This is a genomic window from Azoarcus sp. CIB (genome assembly GCF_001190925.1).
In the GTDB taxonomy this organism is placed as follows: Bacteria; Pseudomonadota; Gammaproteobacteria; order Burkholderiales; family Rhodocyclaceae; genus Aromatoleum.
In genome coordinates, this window is the sequence record NZ_CP011072.1 from 3,985,679 (window position 1) to 4,000,461 (window position 14,783).

The following is a 14,783-nucleotide window of genomic DNA, read 5'->3' on the forward strand; positions in this document are numbered from 1 at the left end:
CGGCCCGCTCAGGCGCCGGACGGCGGATTCTTGGGCGGCCGTCCGCGACGCGCCCCGGTCGTCGCGCCGGCCGGCCGCGCGGTCCCCAGGATGCGCGAGCGCAGGCGCGCCACAGCCTGGCTGTGGAGCTGGCACACGCGCGACTCGGAAACGCCCAGCACCTCACCGATCTCGCGCAGGTTGAGCTCCTCGTCGTAGTACAGCGCCATCATCAGTTTCTCGCGCTCGGGCAGATCTTCGATCGCCCGCACGAGCGCGTTACGCATGTCCGCCTTCTCGAGGATGTCGGCCGGATTCGACTCGTGCGCGCCGAGGTGGCGCTCGAAGTAGTCCTCGCCCTCGCCGTCGGTGAAGTCCTCGAAATGCACGAGCTGGTAGCCACGCGCGTCCTGCAGCATGCGCTGGTACTCGACGAGCGGCATCCCCAGTAATTCCGCGAGCTCCACCTCGCTCGGCTGGCGCCCGTTGCGCTGCTCGAGCTCGTGCACCGCCGACTCGATGCGGCGCATGTCGCGCCGCAGGCTGCGCGGCAGCCAGTCGTTCTCGCGCAGGCCGTCGAGCATCGCGCCGCGGATGCGCTGCACCGCGTAGGTCTCGAACTGCGCGCCGAGCCCATCCTCGAAACGGCTGATCGCATCCAGCAGGCCCATCATGCCGTTCTGGATCAAGTCATCCATCTGCACGCTGGCCGGCAGCTTCGCCATCAGGTGGTAGGCGATGCGCTTGACCAGGGGGGCATAAGCCTCCACGAGGTGGTTCTTGTCGAGATTACCAGCTGCGTCGTACATCCACTTCGCCTGTATTTTCTTCCGTCCTGGACGGGTTTCCGGGCATGGGGGCAAACCAGCGGATTTCCATTGTCCCCCTGCCGGACCGCTTTTGCCAAACGGGTACGCACTCAATCCCATGTCTGCCTCCCCCGGACTGGCGCCGCGCCGGCCCGTGCGTTGCCGAAAGCCGCGAGACGCCTCAGGAAGGCAGCCTCCGCGTCGCGCGGCAACGCTTCCGCGGCGCTGTGCCCCAGCCCCGCAACCAGCTCGTCGCGCTCGAGTTCGCCCAGCCAGGCGAGCGGCACGCCGACATGGCGGCGCACGAGTTCGCTGAGGCTGCGAAAGAAGGCCGCGGCGTCGGCACGGCCGCGCGCACCACACACCGCCACGTGCAGCGAGCCCGCCCCGGCGGCAGCGAGCCCCTTGATCACCTGGTAGGCGTCCGTCGCACCGCTGCGGCTCGCCTCGGCGACGACCAGCCGGCGCGGTGCCGCCAGCGCGAAGGGCGACGGATCTGCGGCGCTCTCGCACGCCGAATGGATCAGGATGAAGCTCGCGGGGCGCTGCAGCGTACGCAACGCATCGAGCACGCAATCGCGCCGCTCGCCGTCGAGCAGCGGCAACGCGAGGGCGCAAGCCCCCACCGGTACGCGCCCGAGCAGACCCGGCACCGGCTGCAGCAACTCGCGCGCCGAACTGCGGCCGCCGAGCACGCCCAGCAGATCGCCGCCCGGAGGCAGGCCGAGCACGCCGGCCAGCGACTCCTCGCCCTGCACCTCGTCGAGCAACAGCACGCGCTGGCTGTGCCCGGCAATGCGGTGCGCCGCCTGCAACGCGACATGCGCACGGCGGCGCCCGGTCGCGTACAGCGCGACAACCGTCGGAGGGGCGCGCCGGAACAGGCGCCGCAGCCCGGCCGCCTGGTCTTCCCGCGGGTCGATCATGTCAGACTCCGCCGGCCGCCAGCATCAGCGCCGCTTCGTCGCCCTGCAGCTTCCACGGCGACTCGGTCGCCTGCTCGCGCAGCGCGCGGTGCAGCAGGTAGGCGCGATTCGGCAGGTGCAGGTCCTCAGGCACGCGTTGGCCGTTGGCGACATAGAACACATTGAGCTCGTTGCGCACGGCCACATCGAGCGCCGGAGCGAGCGATGCCGCCTCGTCGACCTTGGTCAGCACGCAGCCGGCCAGGTCCGGTCCACTGTAAGCACGCACGACGTCGGCGAGCGTGTCGCCGCGGCAGGTCGAATTGAGCAGCAGCAGGCGGCGCACGTCGCCGGCACCGGTCAGCATCGCCGCCTGCTCGGCCACCATCTTGTCGCGCTGGCTCATGCCCATCGTGTCGATCAGCACCATGTGCTTGTTGCGCAGCTCGGCAAGCGTCTGGCGCAGGTCGGCGGCGTCGCGCACCGAGAACACTGGCACCCCGAGGATGCGGCCGTAGATGCGCAGCTGCTCCTGCGCGCCGATCCGGTAGCCGTCGGTCGTGATCAGTGCCAGCCGCTCGGCGCCGTGGCGCACGACGCAGCGCGCAGCGAGCTTCGCCGTCGTCGTGGTCTTGCCCACGCCCGTCGGCCCGACCAGCGCGAACACGCCACCACGATCAATGATGTCCGAATCCGACGCGACCGCACGCAAGTCGCGCGCGAGGGCGTTCTTCACCGCGGCGCGGGCGTCCTCCGGCGAAGCTTCTTCATCCACGGATTCGGCCAGCCGGCGTGCAAGCACGCTGGAGAACCCGGCTTCGAGCAGCTCGCCGACGATATCCGCCCGTGCGGGCGCCTTGCGCCGGGTCTCGCCCCACGCAAAGCCCGCGAGCTGGCGCTCGATCATGCTGCGGATCCCGGCCATTTCCTTCATCAACTGGACGTTCGCTTCCTGCAGCGAACGGATGCGTTCGTCCTCGAGCTCGCGTGCGGGCTCGGCGGCACGGACCTGCACTGCGACCGGGGCCGGCTGCTTCGGGGCAGGAACCGTCGTCGCGGCAAGCGGAGCGGGCGCGGCGTCGGGCGCACTCCAGTCGTCGATCGAGTACTGCTCGCTCAGTGCCGCGGCGCGCGTGCGCATCACGTAATCGGCCGTCTCCATGCGCGGCGGGTTGAACGGGCGGATGATCTTTGCCGGCTTCGGCGTCGCAGCCGGAGCCGCGGGCGCACGTCCCGACAGGCTCACCTGGAAGTCGTCGTCCTCGGCCGCCGGTGCCATGGGGGCCGACCGGGGGGCCGGCTGTGGCGCAGGCGCGGCAGCGCGCGGCGTCCCCGGCAGCGCTCCGACGTCTTCCGCCGGCAGGGCCAGGATCTCGACGCCGCCCTCGACCGCGCGGTTCGACAGCACGATGGCATCGGCACCGAGTTCGGCCTTCAGGGCACGCAGGGCCTCACGGGCGGAGGGGGCAAAGTAGCGCTTGACGTTCATGGTGGTTCTCCCGACTACCGCGCTCTGTGCGCAGCATGGAACCGATTATGGTGGCGGGGAGGCGGAGCGATAGCGCGGAATAGACCCGGTTTCCCCCCGCAAATCCGGCCCGCGACGGTTTCCGCAACAGCGCTCAGCGCGCGGCCCCGCCCACCATCGCCGTGACGCGGATCGTGCGCGTCTCGGGCACTTCCGAATTCGCGATGACCTTGAGCGAAGGCACCGCGCGGCGCAGGAAGCGCGACAGCAGCCAGCGCAGCTGCGGCGGCACCAGCAGCACCGGCGGCAGCCCCATATCTTCCTGCCGCTGCGACACCTCGGCCGCGTGCCGCAGCATGCCGTCGGCGAGGCTCGGCTCGATGACGCCGCCATCGCCGCCCCCCGTCGACATCGCCTGCATGAGGATGCGTTCGAGCGCCGGATCGAGGGCCATCACCTGGATATCGGCATTGCCCGGGAAGAGGCTCTGCAGGATCGAACGGCCCAGCGCCTGACGCACCCGCGACGTGAGCTCGAGCGGATCCTGGATACGCGGCGCGTTCTCGGCGAGCGTCTCGATGATCGTGCGCATGTCGCGGATATTGACCCCTTCTTCGAGCAGGTTCTGCAGCACGCGCTGCACCGTCGCGACCGGCAGCAGCGCCGGCACGAGGTCCTCGACGAGCTTCGGCGTCGTCTTGCCGATATGGTCGAGCAGCGCCTGCGTCTCCTGGCGTCCGAGCAGTTCCGCGGCGTGGTTCAGGATCAGGTGGTTGAGGTGCGTCGCGACCACCGTGCTCGCGTCGACGACCGTGTAGCCCAGCGCATGCGCCTGCTCGCGCTGGCTCGCGTCGATCCAGTACGCGGGCAGATCGAACGCCGGATCGCGCGTCTCGCGCCCGGCGAGCGGCCCGGTCACGCGCCCCGGGTTGATCGCCAGATACTGGCCCGGATAGGCCTCGCCCGAACCGATCTCGACACCCTTCAAGGCAATGCGGTACGCGTTCGGCTTGAGTTCGAGGTTGTCCCGGATATGCACCGGCGCCGACAGGAAGCCGACGTCCTGCGCGAACTTCTTGCGCAGCCCGCGGATGCGCTTCAGCAGCTCGCCGTCCTGGCCCTTGTCGACCATCGGGATCAGCCGGTAGCCGACTTCCAGCCCCAGCACATCCACTGGAGCGACGTCGTTCCAGCTCGCCTCCTGGCTCTCGGCCGGGGGCACCGCCGCCGCAGCCTCGGGCGCCACCCGTGCAGTCGCGGCCGCCTCCTGGCGCGTGATGCCGACGCGCCGCCAGGCGAGCCAGCCGAGCGAACCGGCCATCAGGATGAACACCAGGTTCGGCATGCCGGGAATCAGGCCCAGCACGCCGATGATTACCGCCGTGAGCATCAGCACCTGCGGATTCGAGAACACCTGATTGATCACCAGGCCGCCCACGTCCGCATCGTCGCCGACGCGCGACACGACCATGCCCGCCGCGACCGAGATGATCAGGGCCGGGATCTGCGCGACGAGGCCGTCGCCGATCGTCAGCAACGTATAGGTCTCGACCGCGACACCGGCCGGCATGTCGTGCTGCACGATGCCGACGAGCAACCCGCCGATGATGTTGATCAGCAGGATCACGATGCCCGCGACCGCATCCCCACGCACGAACTTCGACGCACCGTCCATCGCGCCGAAGAATTCCGACTCCTGCGCAACCTCCTTGCGCCGGCGCTTCGCTTCCGCCTCGTCGACCAGCCCCGCATTGAGGTCGGCATCGATCGCCATCTGCTTGCCGGGCATCGCGTCCAGGGCGAAGCGCGCGCTCACTTCGGCGATGCGCCCCGCGCCCTTCGTCACGACGACGAAGTTGATGACGACGAGGATCACGAACACCACCAGGCCGATCGCGGTGTTGCCGCCGACGAGGAAGTGGCCGAAGGCCTCGATGACCTTGCCCGCGGCGTCAGGGCCGGTGTGGCCCTCGAGCAGCACGATGCGCGTCGACGCGACGTTCAGCGCCAGGCGCAGCAGCGTCGTCACCAGCAACACGGTCGGGAATACCGAAAACTCCAGCGGCCGGCGCGTGTACATCGCCACCAGCATCACCATCACCGACACGGCGATGTTGAAGGTGAAGAACACGTCCAGCGCGAACGGCGGCAGCGGCAGCACCATCATGGACAGCACCATGATGATGAATATCGGCGCGCCCAGCATGCGCAGGTTGGTCGGCGTCAGCAGCGCACGCAGGTTGAGGACATCGTTCATTGCCAGCCTCTATCGCATCGTCCGTTCCGCACGCCCGCTCAGTCGGGCGCGCCGGGGTCCATGTCTGCGGGCACCGGCAGCTTGCCGGGCGCCGCGGGCGGAAGTCCGCCGTGAGCCATCCAGTGGTTGAGCTGATACACGTAGGCCATCACCTCGGCCACCGCCGTGTACAGCGCCCCCGGCACCGCCTGCTCCAGTTCGCAGTGCTTGTACAACGCACGCGCCAGCGGCGGCGCCTCCAGCATCGGCACCTTGTGTTCCTTCGCCAACTCGCGGATCTTCAGCGCGACCTCGCCGCGTCCCTTCGCGACGACGATCGGCGCGCGCATCTTGTCCGCGTCGTACTTCAGCGCCACCGAGAAGTGCGTCGGGTTCGTCACCACCACATCCGCCATCGGCACCTGCGTCATCATGCGGCGACGCGCCATCTCGCGCTGCATCGCGCGGATGCGCCCCTTCACCTGCGGATCGCCTTCCTGTTCCTTGCTCTCGCGCTTGACCTCTTCCTTCGTCATGCGCAGCTTCTTGTTGTACTGCCACAGCTGGAACGGCACGTCGATCAGCGCGAGGATCGCCAGCCCCATGATGATCAGCAGCGTCGCGAACAGCACCATCTCGAGAAAATCCGGCACCGCCGCTTCCACCGCCTCGCCCGTCAGGGCGAAAATGTGCTCGTGCTCGCGCCACACCGCGAAGACGCCCATCAGCCCGACCACCGCCGCCTTCAGAAGCGATTTCACCAGCTCGGCCAGCCCGTGCATCGAGAACATGCGACCGATGCCCTGGATGGGGTTCATGCGTTCGAGCTTCAGCCCCAGCATCTTGGGCGCGAACACGAAGCCCCCCATCAGGACCGGCGCCGCGATCGCCGCCAGCACCAGGATCCCGAACAGCGGCATCATCGTCAGCAGCGCATCGGTGAACAGATCGCCGAAGCTCTCCAGCATCAGCTTCGCATCGAAGGCACGTGCCCGCTCGATCGCGAAGCCGGCGCGCAACATGCCGAGGATGCGCCCCGAGATCCATTCCCCCATCATCCACAGCGCGCCGATGCCCGCGATCAGGACCAGAAAGGTCGACAGCTCGCGCGACTGCGGAACCTGCCCCTCCTCGCGGGCCTGTTCCAGCCTTCGTGACGATGGCTGTTCGGTTTTCTCGAGATCGCTGTCTTCGGCCACGGCCGACTCCTTGCCTGCACGCCGGATGCGACCCGCTCAGCACGGACACTCGGCGACGTGCGGCAATTATCGCCGCACACCGGCAAGCCCCGCCGCCGGATAAGCGCGGGAAAACAGCCCTAAATCGCGTCTTGAAAAATGCGGCGACCGACGCGCCGCCCTCGGCGCCTCAGCGTCCGGCAGGTAGCCGGCCGATGCCGCGGATCACCGTACCGGCGCCGATGCCGCGCGCGGCGAACCAACCGGCATTCATCTCCAGCGCGAAGCGCGCCGGCGCCGCGGCGCAATGGCTGACCTCCGATTGCGGCTGCATGTCGGCGATGTTCAGGATGCGTCCGTCGCGATCCATGAATGCCACCGACAAGGGGATCAGTGTGTTCTTCATCCACATGCAATGGCGCGCATCCTGTGTGAACACGAACACCATCCCGCGCTGCAGCGGCATCGCCTTGCGATTCATCAGACCGATCTGGCGCGCCTGATCGGTATGCGCCAATTCCGCCTCGATGCGGTGCATCCCCGCCCCCAGTTCGACCATCGGCAATTCCGCACGCGCAGCGGGCAGGCAGACAGCGATCAGCGTGACGATCGCCGCACAGCGACCGAAAAAGGACGGAAGACTCATCGCCGGCGAACCCTGAGGGAATAGATGGGGAAGCGCGATTCTACCGCGCACGCCGCACCGCGGTTAAGCGCGCCGGATGCGTGAGGAGCCGGCCGTGCGCGCCCGCCCTTCGCTGCCAAGGCGCCCGCCATCCACCTCCTCGGCGCGCCACGCCCCCGGCGCTAGGCCCGCGAGCGACCATTCGCCGATCGTCACCCGGATCAAGCGCAAGGTCGGGAAACCCGCCTTCGCGGTCATCCGTCGCACCTGCCGGTTCTTCCCCTCGCGCAGCACGATCTCCAGCCACGACGTCGGCACGCTCTTGCGGAAACGCACCGGCGGGTCGCGCGGCCACAACCAGTCGGGCTCCGGAATGGGCCGTGCCTCGCACGGCCGCGTCACGAAATCCCCCAGATCCAGCCCCCCGCGCAGCCGCGCCAGCGCGTCTTCGTCCGGCACCCCCTCGACCTGCACGACATAGGTCTTGGGCAGCTTGTGGCGCGGATCCGCGATCCGGTGCTGCAGCGCGCCGTCATCGGTCAGCAGCAGCAGCCCCTCACTGTCGGTATCGAGCCGCCCGGCCGCATACACGCCAGGCACCGGCACGAAATCCTTCAGCGTCGGCCGCCCCGGCTCCGCCGTGAACTGACACATCACGCCGAAAGGCTTGTTGAGAAGAATGACGCGGGACATGCGGAAAATGATGAGAGGAAGATCCCGTCGCCGGTAGATGCAGGGAACATGGACAGGATCTGGCGGAGGCGGTGAGATTCGAACTCACGAACGGTTGCCCGTTGCCGGTTTTCAAGACCGGTGCAATCGACCACTCTGCCACACCTCCGGAAGCGGCGGAGTATATCACTCCGCCTTTGCGTGTCAGCCCCGCTCGAACAACGCGATCGACTCGACGTGCGAGGTCTGCGGGAACATGTTCGCGATCCCCGCGCCACGCAGCACGTAGCCCTTTTCGCGCACCAGTACCGCCGCGTCGCGCGCGAGCGTTGCCGGGTTGCACGACACATACACGATGCGCGGCGGCATCTGCTGTTCGCTCAGCGCCTTGACCACCGCGATCGCCCCCTCGCGCGGCGGATCGATCAGCAACTTGTCGAGCCGGCCGAGCGCGGCAAGGCTGTCCTCGGTGGCCTCGAAAAGATTCGCCGCGTAGAACTCGGTCCGCTCCGCCAGGCCGTTGCGACGGGCATTCTTCAGCGCCCGCGCGACTAGCGTGTCGCTGCCCTCGACCCCGATCACATGCGCCCCGCGACGCGCGATCGGCAGACTGAAGTTCCCCAGACCGCAGAACAGGTCGGCGATGCGCTCGCCCGGCTGCGGGTCCAGCAGTTGCATCGAGCGGCGGATCAGCAGCCGGTTGATGTCGACGTTCACCTGCGTGAAGTCCGTCGGCAGGAAGTCCAGCGTCACGTCGAACTCGGGCAGCGTATACGCGAGCCCCGGCCCCTTCTTCGGATGCAGCGGCTTTGCCGTTTCCGGGCTGCCCGGTTGCTGCCACACCTGCACGCCGTGCGCGTCGGCAAACGCCGCCAGGTTCGCGATGTCCTGCGGCGTGAACGGCATCAGGTTGCGGAACACCAGCACCGTGATGTCCTCGCTCACCGCGATCTCGATCTGCGGCAGCCGGTCGGGGATCGACAGACCCGCGACCAGTTCGTGCAGCGCCGGCAGCAGCGCCGACACATGCGCGGGCAGCACCGCACAGCTCTGCATGTCGGCGATGTAGCTGCTACGACGCTCGTGAAAACCGATCAGCACCCCGCCCTTCGACGGCACCATCCGCACGCCGATGCGCGCGCGGTAGCGATAGCCCCATGCCGGTCCGTGGATCGCCGGATAAATCACGTCCGGCGTGACCTTGGCGATGTGCCACAGCGCATCCTCGAGCACGCGCTGCTTGGTCGCCGCCTGCGCCACCGAATCGAAATGCTGCATCGAGCAGCCGCCGCACGTACCGTAATGCGGACAAGGCGGCACCACCCGCTGCCCGCTGGGCTTGAGCACGCGCTCCAGTTCGGCCAGGTCGTAGCTCGGCCTCTGGCGCACCACCCGGTATTCGACCGTCTCGCCGGGCAACGCGCCATCGACGAACACCGCCTTGCCGTCCACACGGGTAAAACCGCGCCCTTCATGGTCCAGAGATTCGATGACAGCAACAGGCATCAAGCGTCCGCCCAAAAGAGCGTGATTTTACCTACTCGCAAAGTGCTTTACCCGCCGGGTTCTATAATTGCCACGATCGGGCGGCAAACAGGCGGTTGCATCCGGCCTCCGCCCCCGCCCGCCCCACCGTGCAGGCCCTGACCATGGATACCCCACGCGAACAAATTTTCGACAGCTACGGCGAATACCGCGCAGCACTCATCGGCGCCCTGGAGAACGCACAGCAAACGGTGATCGTCTTCGATCCCGATCTGCGCGAATGCGGCCTGGAGAGCCGGCAAGGCATCGCGCAACTGGAGCGCCTGTGCTCGCAGAGCACTCGCCGCGACACCCTGCGCATCCTGCTGCACTCCACCACCTGGCTGCAACAGGACTGCCCCCGCCTCACGCGCCTGCTCAGCCACTATGCGCACTGCGCCAGTGTTCGCACCGCGGACGCGGGAGCCCGCATATGGAGCCAACCTTTCCTGATCGCGGACGACTGCCACCTCGTAACCCGCTTCCACCAGGAGCTGCCACGGGGAAAGAGCAGCACCGACGCAGCGGGATCGCTCACGCACCTCGCTACGCAATTCGAAACATTCTGGATGAATGGCGAGGCGAGTGCAGTCGGCACGCCACTTGACCTTTGACCTGTCGCGCTTCCTTGTTGCGTTGCACCAACAAACTATTGGCACACCTGAATCACATGCTAGAATTTCCTGAGGTTCACCGGGCGGGCGGCTGTTTGCGTCCACCCGGCTGGAACTGATCATCCATCTAGCCCCACAAGAAAGGACATCCAACATGAAACAGTCGCTCCTCGTTGCTTCCCTGCTTGCCCTCGCCCTCGCCGCCTGCGGCAAGCCGGCCGAAGCGCCGAAGGTTGAAGCTCCCGCTGCCGCTCCGGCTGCTGCTGCTCCTGCTCAGGAAGCTGCCCCGGCGGCTGCTCCCGCCGCAGCCCCGGCTGAAGCCGCCAAGGAAGCTGCTGCAACCGCCGTCGAAGCCGCCAAGGACAGCGCTGCCGCTGCCGGCACCGCAGTCGACGCCGCCAAGGACGCAGCTGCTGCTGCCGCCGACGCTGCCAAGAAGTAACGCTCTTCCAGCGACGCAAAAAAGCCGGCTTTCGAGCCGGCTTTTTTGTTGCCTCGTTTCCAGATCTCGTCCGCTGCTGTTCAGCGCGACGCCACCCGGACAACGTCGCAGCCTCCGGCAACGGCCCGCCAGGAGCCGTCGCCACAGGCGCGACAGAACGTCTTACCGCAACTGCTCCTGCAGCAGCCCGAGGATCTTGCGGGCGGTTTCGGACGAATCCTCGCCCCCCTCGCGGGTCATCACGCTGACCACCGATTTATCCCCCTCGGCCCGGACGCGCAGGCGGTATTCGCCGCCCTTCTGCACCACCTGCTCGTTGCTGCGCCAGAAAGCGAGCTTGGACAGGATGCCCTCGGATTTCTTCGTCTGCAGGTCTGCATCCGGATCCACGTAGCGAACGAAGAAGAGTCCCTTCGAGCGGTCACGATCCTCGACCGTGAAGCCGATGCGGTCCAGCGCCAGACCCACGCGACGCCACGCCCGGTCGAAGGACTCGTCGATTGCCAGCGTCACGCTGCCGCCGGTCGCCCCCTTGAGGGCGGCACGCTCGGCCGCCGGTGCCGCCGCGACGATTGCCGCCGCGCGCTCTTCGGCCGCCCCGAGCCGGACCATCAGGCGACGCAGCATTTCCGCTTCGAGTTCGGGATCGGCCGGCCGCGGCTGCCACACGGTCGTATCCTTGGCCTCGTTGGGATAGATCTCCATCATGCCGCGATGGCTGATGTAGATCTCGACGGTATCGGGATCCTTGCCCGCCTCCAGCCGCGTGCGGAACTTGTCGCGCACCGGCGTCGAGAACACGCCGTCGAGCACCTTGCCCAGCGCCGAGCGGATGAAGTCCTGCGGGATCTTCGCACGGTCCTCTGCCCAGTCGGTCTCCATCACACCGACTTCAGGACGCTCGACGTTGAGGATGAACCCCGTTTCGAGCCAGAAGTCCTTGACCTTGGGCCACATGGATTCCGCCGAGCCCTGGACCACCAACCAGCGCTGGCTGCCTGCACGCTCGACGCGCATGCTTTCTACCTTCGGCAGCACCTGCTGCTGGCTTGCAGTCGGCTGGGGCTGTGCGCGGTCGGTCGCGTAGGCCGAATAGGTCGCCACGCCCTTGGGCGAGACGTCCGGCACGACATAACGGTCGTCGCGCGTCGGCGCCGTGAGGTCCGGCGGAATTTCCAGCGACGGCAGCTGCCGTGCGCTCTTGTAATCGATCTTCTTGGATTCGACGAGGGAGCCGGAACAACCCGACAGGGCGATGGCAGCGCCGAGCAGCGAAGCCGCAGTACGCAAGGTACGATTCATGAGTTTCGGTAATTCCAGGAAAAATCAGACGTTCACGCCGGCGCGACGCATCGCCGCACGTACCCGCTCATGCAAGCCCTCGGACAGCGGCGTGAGCGGCAGGCGGATACCGGACTTGATCAGGCCCATCTGCTCGACCGCCCACTTCACCGGAATCGGATTGGCCTCGCAGAACAGGTCGCGGTGCAGGCCGACCAGACGCACATTGATCTCGCGCGCCTTGATTGCGTCGCCGGCGATGGCCGCGGAACACATCTCGTGCATCGCGCGCGGAGCGACGTTGGCGGTCACCGAGATCGCGCCATGACCGCCCAGCAGCATGAAGGCCATGCCCGTCATGTCGTCGCCGGTATACAGCGCAAACCCCTTGGGCGCGCGCTCGATCAGGTCGCACGCGCGGTCGATGCTGCCCGTGGCGTCCTTGATGCCGACGATGTTGGGAATCTGCGCCAGCCGCAGCGCCGTGTCGTTGGACAGGTCGGCCACCGTGCGCCCCGGCACGTTGTACAGGATCAGCGGCAGCTCGACCGCCTCGGCGATCGAGCGATAGTGGCGGTACAGGCCTTCCTGCGTGGGCTTGTTGTAGTACGGCACCACCGACAGGTGCGCCACGGCGCCGGCCTTCTGCGCGAAGCGCGTGAGCTCGATGGCTTCGGCCGTCGAGTTGGCACCGGTACCGGCGATCACGGGGATACGCCCTGCCGCGTGTTCGACGGCGACGCGAATCAGCTCGCAATGTTCTTCGACGGTCACCGTGGGCGACTCGCCGGTCGTTCCGACGATGACGATACCGTCGGTCCCCTCGGCAACATGGAAGTCGATCAGGGCGCGCAGGCGCGGAATGTCCAGGCTGCCATCTTCGTTCATCGGGGTGACGATGGCGACAATCGATCCGGTAATCATGGAAGCGGCCGAAAATTAAAAGAATCGATTCTACCTGATCGACGCCGGACGGCCAGTGGCTTGCTCGACGGACTCGTCGCCGGATCTGGCTCGCGACCGCACGACTCGGCAATCAAAGGTCGGCAAGCGCCTTGACGTGCGCCACCACCGAACGCGCCAGCGATGAAAGCGAATAGCCGCCCTCGAGGATGGACACGATGTTCTTGTGCCCGCACTCCTCGGCTACCGCCTTGATCTGCTCGGTGACCCACACGTAGTCCGACTCCACCAACCCGACCGAGCCCATGTCGTCCTCGTAATGCGCATCGAAGCCCGCCGAGATGAAGACCATCTGCGGCTTGTGCTCCCTCAGCGCAGGCATCCAGCGCTCGGCGACGATGGTGCGGAAAGCGTCGCCGCGCGTCCCCGCGGGCACGGGCACGTTGACCATGTTCGGCGCCGTGCAGTCCGCACCGCTGTAAGGATAGAAAGGATGCTGGAAGATGCTCACCATGAGCACCCGCGGGTCGTCGCGAAAGGCGTCTTCCGTGCCGTTGCCGTGATGCACGTCGAAATCGACGATCGCCACGCGCTCCAACCCGTGCGCCTCGAGCGCGTGACGCGCGGCAATGGCCACGTTATTCAGGAAGCAGAACCCCATCGCCTTGCCGCGCTCGGCGTGGTGACCCGGCGGACGCACCGCACAGAACGCATTCTCGATTTCGCCCTTCAGCACGAGATCCGTCGCCAGAACACCCGCCCCGGCCGAACGCAACGCTGCCTTCATCGTCCCCGGACTCATCGCGGTATCGGGATCGAGATGGCGGATGCCGTGATCGGGCACGCTGGCGTTGAGCTCCTCGAGGTAGTTCGCCGGATGCACCCGGACGATCTGCTCGTCCGTCGCCAACGGGGCGTCATAGAACGAAAGGTACATATCGAGACCGGCGGCGATCAGCCGATCGTTAATGGCCGCCAGCCGATCCGGACATTCCGGATGGAAGGTTCCCATGTCGTGCAACCAGCAATCGCGGTGCGTGATGAACGCAGTCGTCGTCATACCCCCCCTCTCTCGCGTGCGGGCTAACCGCCCCGCATCCCTGTCTTCGAATCGGCGCGTCCTTGAAGGGCGCAGCCTGTCGGTCTTTGTTCTATTATCACCGCTTCCCGGTGAATTTCACAGTACGCTCGCGCCATGCCCCACCGTTACGCAATCCGCGTTCTCGAAGCCGCCAACTGCATCATCCTCGGCAAGGACCGCGAACTGCGGCTCGCCCTCGCCTGCCTCGTCGCACGCGGACACCTGCTGATCGAAGACCTCCCCGGCGTGGGCAAGACCACGCTGGCGCACGTCATCGCACGCCTCATCGGCCTGCACTTCCAGCGCATCCAGTTCACGAGCGACCTTCTTCCCGCCGACATCGTCGGCGTGTCGATATTCGACCGCGAAGCAAGCACCTTCCGCTTCCACCCCGGCCCCATCTTCAGCCAGCTCATCCTCGCCGACGAGATCAACCGTGCCACGCCCAAAACGCAGAGCGCATTGCTCGAAGCCATGGAAGAGCGCCAGGTCACGGCCGACAGCGAAACGCACCCGCTACCCGAGCCGTTCTTCGTCATCGCGACGCAGAACCCGTCTCACCAGATCGGCACCTTCCCCCTGCCCGAGAGCCAACTCGACCGCTTCCTGCTGCGCATCCGCCTCGGCTATCCCGACCGCAGCGCCGAACGGGCGCTGCTGATGGGCGAGGACCGGCGCGAACTCCTCGAACGCCAGCGCGCCGTGATCCAGCCGGACGATCTGCTGGCCATGCAGCAGGCCGCGCACTCGATCACCATATCCGAACGCCTCATCGACTACGTCCAGGCGCTCCTCGCCAGCACACGCCACAGCCCCGAGCTCGCCGCCGGCCTCAGTCCGCGCGCCGGCCTGGGTTTGATCGCCGCGGCCCGCGCCTGGGCGCTCATCGAGGGACGCGACCACGTCCTGCCCGAAGACATCCAGACCGTATTCCCGCACGTCGCCGCCCATCGCCTGCATACCGCAGGCGATGGGCGCAGCATCACGCCCGAGGTGCTCGGCCAGCTCGTCCGCGACGTGCCCGTGGTCTGATGCCTCCTCGCCCCGACGCTTCGCGTCGCCTTTC

General features: G+C 67.2%; 14 protein-coding genes and 1 tRNA gene. 3 read left to right on the plus strand and 12 right to left on the minus strand.

Features of this window, described 5'->3' with window-relative positions; all coding sequences use genetic code 11:
- Positions 1-8: 8 nt before the first annotated feature.
- The 9 genes from AzCIB_RS17810 to rlmD all read right to left on the minus strand — a co-directional run bounded on the left by AzCIB_RS17810 (position 9) and on the right by rlmD (position 9,378).
- On the minus strand, positions 9-788 hold the full coding sequence (locus AzCIB_RS17810) for an RNA polymerase sigma factor FliA (RefSeq protein WP_050417121.1): 780 nt from the start codon (positions 786-788) through the stop codon (positions 9-11).
- A gap of 110 nt (positions 789-898) precedes the next feature.
- Positions 899-1,714, minus strand: coding sequence for a MinD/ParA family ATP-binding protein (locus tag AzCIB_RS17815; protein ID WP_050417122.1), 816 nt, complete (start codon positions 1,712-1,714; stop codon positions 899-901).
- Between the two features lies 1 nt (position 1,715).
- Positions 1,716-3,182, minus strand: a complete 1,467-nt coding sequence (gene flhF, locus AzCIB_RS17820) for a flagellar biosynthesis GTPase FlhF (protein ID WP_050417123.1) — start codon at positions 3,180-3,182, stop codon at positions 1,716-1,718.
- 133 nt (positions 3,183-3,315) lie between these two features.
- The gene (flhA, locus tag AzCIB_RS17825) at positions 3,316-5,418 is read right to left on the minus strand and encodes a flagellar biosynthesis protein FlhA (RefSeq protein ID WP_050417125.1); all 2,103 of its coding nucleotides are present in this window, start codon (positions 5,416-5,418) and stop codon (positions 3,316-3,318) included.
- Between the two features lie 38 nt (positions 5,419-5,456).
- Positions 5,457-6,596: a flagellar biosynthesis protein FlhB gene (gene flhB, locus AzCIB_RS17830; RefSeq protein ID WP_050417126.1), complete on the minus strand. Its 1,140-nt coding sequence runs from the start codon at positions 6,594-6,596 to the stop codon at positions 5,457-5,459.
- Positions 6,597-6,765: 169 nt separating this feature from the next.
- The gene (locus AzCIB_RS17835) at positions 6,766-7,221 is read right to left on the minus strand and encodes a DUF192 domain-containing protein (protein ID WP_232299260.1); all 456 of its coding nucleotides are present in this window, start codon (positions 7,219-7,221) and stop codon (positions 6,766-6,768) included.
- Positions 7,222-7,284: 63 nt separating this feature from the next.
- Positions 7,285-7,893: an rRNA large subunit pseudouridine synthase E gene (locus tag AzCIB_RS17840; RefSeq protein ID WP_050417127.1), complete on the minus strand. Its 609-nt coding sequence runs from the start codon at positions 7,891-7,893 to the stop codon at positions 7,285-7,287.
- 60 nt (positions 7,894-7,953) lie between these two features.
- Positions 7,954-8,041: transfer RNA gene (locus AzCIB_RS17845), tRNA-Ser, on the minus strand.
- A gap of 35 nt (positions 8,042-8,076) precedes the next feature.
- Positions 8,077-9,378 (minus strand): 23S rRNA (uracil(1939)-C(5))-methyltransferase RlmD, encoded by a 1,302-nt coding sequence (rlmD, locus tag AzCIB_RS17850; RefSeq protein WP_050417128.1) that lies wholly within the window; start codon positions 9,376-9,378, stop codon positions 8,077-8,079.
- Between the two features lie 143 nt (positions 9,379-9,521).
- Here rlmD and AzCIB_RS17855 point away from each other — a divergent pair, with 143 nt between their 5' ends.
- Together AzCIB_RS17855 and AzCIB_RS17860 are read left to right on the plus strand one after the other, a co-directional pair.
- Positions 9,522-10,010, plus strand: a complete 489-nt coding sequence (locus tag AzCIB_RS17855; protein ID WP_157058526.1) for a DUF7931 domain-containing protein — start codon at positions 9,522-9,524, stop codon at positions 10,008-10,010.
- A gap of 154 nt (positions 10,011-10,164) precedes the next feature.
- Positions 10,165-10,452 carry a hypothetical protein gene (locus AzCIB_RS17860; protein WP_050417131.1) on the plus strand — a complete coding sequence of 96 codons (288 nt, stop codon included), beginning with the start codon at positions 10,165-10,167 and terminating at the stop codon, positions 10,450-10,452.
- A gap of 162 nt (positions 10,453-10,614) precedes the next feature.
- Here AzCIB_RS17860 and bamC read toward each other — a convergent pair whose 3' ends face one another.
- The 3 genes from bamC to AzCIB_RS17875 form a co-directional block, all read right to left on the minus strand.
- Positions 10,615-11,754, minus strand: coding sequence for an NlpB/DapX family lipoprotein (gene bamC / locus AzCIB_RS17865; RefSeq protein WP_050417132.1), 1,140 nt, complete (start codon positions 11,752-11,754; stop codon positions 10,615-10,617).
- 24 nt (positions 11,755-11,778) lie between these two features.
- Positions 11,779-12,657: a 4-hydroxy-tetrahydrodipicolinate synthase gene (gene dapA, locus AzCIB_RS17870; RefSeq protein WP_050417133.1), complete on the minus strand. Its 879-nt coding sequence runs from the start codon at positions 12,655-12,657 to the stop codon at positions 11,779-11,781.
- A gap of 112 nt (positions 12,658-12,769) precedes the next feature.
- The gene (locus AzCIB_RS17875) at positions 12,770-13,696 is read right to left on the minus strand and encodes a histone deacetylase family protein (RefSeq protein WP_050417134.1); all 927 of its coding nucleotides are present in this window, start codon (positions 13,694-13,696) and stop codon (positions 12,770-12,772) included.
- A 135-nt stretch (positions 13,697-13,831) separates the two neighbouring features.
- Between AzCIB_RS17875 and AzCIB_RS17880 the strand changes: the two genes are divergently transcribed.
- Positions 13,832-14,749 (plus strand): AAA family ATPase, encoded by a 918-nt coding sequence (locus AzCIB_RS17880; protein ID WP_050417135.1) that lies wholly within the window; start codon positions 13,832-13,834, stop codon positions 14,747-14,749.
- The last annotated feature ends 34 nt before the right edge of the window (positions 14,750-14,783 follow it).